Raw genomic sequence first — 3728 nt, 5'->3', positions numbered from 1 at the left:
ATCTTTAGCAAAAGGCGAAAGCTTGACCAGATTCAAAATCGTTTTAGCATCAAATGATTCTGGAAACTTAACAAGTAGCAGAGCAAAAAAGCTACTCATAATGTTACTGACTAATGAGTTTTCAAATCCGTACTCTTCAGTTACAACCTCTTTGCGCGTTAGTCCCAAGGCCAAGTGGCCATCAGGGTCGGTAATATGCAAACGAGGTGTTCTAACTCGATACTTCCCTCCCCAGTCTTTTAGCCCGCAGTGCGAGGGTAATATTTCCGGAACAGATGCAGCACTAGTTACGAAAATTCCATTACATGTCAGTGCGGGTGAATTATAGTTGTACGACCAGTGAATCGTCATAGGTACCTCGCTAGGCGCGATTTGCCATTTCGACAGATCAATAGTTGATTTTTGTGGGCGTAAATAACCTCCCGTCACTCGATGCACCACAGGGTGGTCTAGCTTATACCAATCCCAGAAACTGGGCTTTGTAGTGGTTTCGGCAGGTTTTCTCAACTTTTGTAAGACCGCATGATTAACACGGACTCGAATTCGGGTTCCTACATGTAGACTCTCGATGCGCTCAACCTGAACAGCTTCTTGTGTCAGGCACATTCTAAAACAAAAACCATCATCCGAAGCGATATGACGAGTCTCGACTTCGATTTCGTCACTCAAGAGGAAGGCCGCAAGTGCTCCGACGCCGAATCGGCCCGTGCGAACAACCTGCGCACGTGGACGGCTCGCATCGGCTGGCAAGTCGCTACGCTCAAAGGTTCGTTGCCAGTGGTCTTAATGACGATATGAAGCCCCTGCCGTCAGAAAGTAATCAGTAATAACTTTTTCTGTCATGCCAATGCCTTTGTCAGAAAACTCCATCCAGGCTGATTGGCTTTTCTCATCAAATTCGCTAAGTTCTATCAACACATCTGCTTCCTGTGGGCGAAAGCTAACATTAGCGTACTCTGGATATTGTTGTTGAAAATATTCTCGTTCTCGAACCGCATCAACAGCGTTCTGCATGAGTTCCCGAACGCCGAATGAAGGGTCATCTCCATAAAGCGGTCGGATCAGCAAACTCAAAAGCTCCGCTCTAGCCACTTCTGCCCTAATTCTTCGGGGGAGATAGCTTACTGTTTTTGAGAATTCAGGGACATTATCTAGATTTGACCGAACCCGCCTCCATTCTAACCCAAGTGGGCGCAGTTTCGGGTAGCGGCCATACACTTCACCAAGCACCGCCCAAGACATGTCGAGTTCTAATTGAATGCCATCAAGCCATTCGCGAAGGCGTAAAAAAGTATCTACATCTAAAGGCTCGGCTCTAATTTCCACGGATTCCGGATCTTCATTTTCGGGTGTAATATTTTTGATTGCCTGGTGCGCTCGCCATTCAAGGCTCGATACACGGCTTGTTATAACTCGGTATTTGAAGACGATCTCAGGAGCCCGCGTCGCTTCGATCTGCAGGTAGTCTGCAAGCCGAAGCAAAGTCATTAAATAAACGGAATGAATTCCTTGGTAATCACGAGCTTGATACCTTTTTGCCAGGTAATCGAGGCAAACCCTGAGTGGCATTCCATGACTTCGTGCGACTATTCCTGCCAAGTCTATCCAGTCGCTGGATAGACTATCGGGTAAACGAAGAAATTTATATTTCGTACCGGGAACTCCATAAACAGCAAATTCATGAGCAAGCCTCGGGTGATGTTTGCGGATAAATTCACCGACAAGTTTATAATCTGCAGCTGTAAGATTATTCCAACGAAGGAACGGATCACTAACTGAATGCCCTTCACTCACAAATTCGATCCCAAACACATCAGCGAGTTTATCATTACTCCATCGCCGTGCCGAAAATAGAAAGTCATTCCACAGCGAGGGCCATGACTCAGCGTCCATATCTCTGATAAGCTGATTTCTGGATTCACCTTTGATAAGCTGATAGAAACCAGGTTCTGCAATATGCAATGCCGAATCGTGCAACAATGTGGCCAACACGAATATCGTTGTATCAGCTGCGGAAAACACCTCAGCCGCATCTTTCGGAATCATTGCTGCCGATGTGGCAAGAACACTGCTAATGTGCTTCTCCCCGTGATCCGTATAGTCTTTGAAAAATGGCGGTGTGCCACTTGATCCAAACCACTCGCTAAAAGTAGCCAAGGCGTAATAAACAATCCCTTTTTCCCGATCTTGGCCTGTAAGTTTTTGTTCGAATAGCGGTGGGAGGATAATTGACATAATAAAAAATATTGTAACATTTCTTTTGTAGCCAACTTTCCTAGGCTGACCAAATCAAATTTTTATCAAGCCGTTCAGCGCTTTACCGCTTGCTCTCCTCCTGACAAAATTGGGTCAGGCGACATGAATACGAGGGAGAAGATCGCTTTTTTCAGCTTGAACTGGGGTCGGGGTGCAAAATACTTGAGAAAGTCAGTGACGAGCCTTTGGCGCAGCAAGTCCTCTAACCACAGCCAAGCCACTCGATTCTCCTTCACGTCCCTGGATCACCTCAACATCCAAAACCAGCGCCTCCAAGATTCCATCTTGCCCTTCGAAGCTCTCCAGTCCTCCGTCGTGTCCTTCGTAGCCCGTAGGACGAAGAAGGAAGCTTTAGCGAAGGATGGATAGCGAAGAACGGGGGCCCGCTCTCCCATCCGGGTTGACTGCGCTGCGCTTGCCCTGCGGGCAGCCTTCGGCTGTCTGCGTTGCCTTCGGCTATCTGCGCTGCGCTCCGGTTCACTTCGTTCGGCTCCGTGTATTCAGTGTATTGATTCGCTCCGCTCACCCTCCGGGCTCCTTTCAGTCGTCTGCGTTGCCTTCGGCTATCGACGCTTCGCTCCGGTTCGCTTCGCTCGGCTCCGTGGTTGATCCACTCCGGCGGCATTTCCCCGCCGTCCCGTCCGCCCCCCAGCGAGAACAGCTTCAACCCATCTCATCTCTGCCGCGCAAAGAACCTTCAGCCATGACGTTCCTCTGATCCGTGCAGGTCGTGTCATCCGTGGTTAAAAATCTCTGCTCCCTCTGCCTCTCCGCCCCTCTGCGGCAAAAACGCACGTCCCAAAGCCTCTTTCCCCCGCTGCCTCGTCCCTTCCATTCCGGTTCCGTGTATTCAGTGGATTGATTCGCTCCGCTCACCCTCCGGGCTCCTTTCAGTCGTCTGTCTCGCTTCGCTCGGCTCCGTGGTTGATCCATTCTGGCGAATCCCCGCATCAGACCCTCTGTGCCCTCGGCTCGGCCTCTGTGGTGAAATCAAAATCACTTCCATCAACCTCAGTGCCTCCTTCGCCCCCCTGTCCCGTCCGACCCCAGAGAGAACAGATTCAAAATCAAATCTCTGCGGCGTTCCCATCTCTGCGGTGCAAAATCCGGATGCCTTTATGAGTGTCTTATAAGTGTCCGATGACTGGTTCAAAACCTCCGGCCTCCGTGCCCCTCGGCTCGGCCTCTGTGGTGAAATCAAATCCGGGACTTCCAATGCCTTTATCAGCGTCTGATCAGCGTCATATCAGCGGTTAAAACTCTTCTCCCTGCAGCCCCTCGCCCCTCGCTGATCCTCCAAACATCTCACCACAGAGGCCACAGAGAATCACAGAGATATGAATCAGAGTTCCGGACAGTTCAGCCCCTCTGTGCCCTCGGCTTGGACTCCGTGGTAAAAAATCAAATCTGCCCCTCACACACACAGCACCCTCGCCCATCACCGATCCTCCAAACATCTCACCACAGAGGCC

Annotated in this window: 2 protein-coding genes; both read right to left on the bottom strand. The window is 50.0% G+C overall.

Going from position 1 to position 3728, the window contains the following annotated elements; all coding sequences use genetic code 11:
* Positions 1-669: hypothetical protein (locus PSV43_RS15620; protein ID WP_300199202.1), on the bottom strand; the 669-nt coding region annotated here is incomplete at its 3' end.
* A 114-nt stretch (positions 670-783) separates the two neighbouring features.
* The gene (locus tag PSV43_RS15615; protein ID WP_300199199.1) at positions 784-2235 is read right to left on the bottom strand and encodes a hypothetical protein; all 1452 of its coding nucleotides are present in this window, start codon (positions 2233-2235) and stop codon (positions 784-786) included.
* Positions 2236-3728: the final 1493 nt, after the last annotated feature.

It is taken from the genome of Prosthecobacter sp., from assembly GCF_029946185.1.
GTDB lineage: Bacteria > Verrucomicrobiota > Verrucomicrobiia > Verrucomicrobiales > Verrucomicrobiaceae > Prosthecobacter.
The sequence above is the reverse complement of the archived record's forward strand: the minus strand, read 5'-3'. Positions and strand labels throughout refer to the sequence as shown.

Coding starts and splice junctions, on each gene's coding strand:
- PSV43_RS15615 (WP_300199199.1), bottom strand. CDS start 2,235: ATGTCAATTATCCTCCCACCGCTATTCGAACAAAAACTTACAGGCCAA.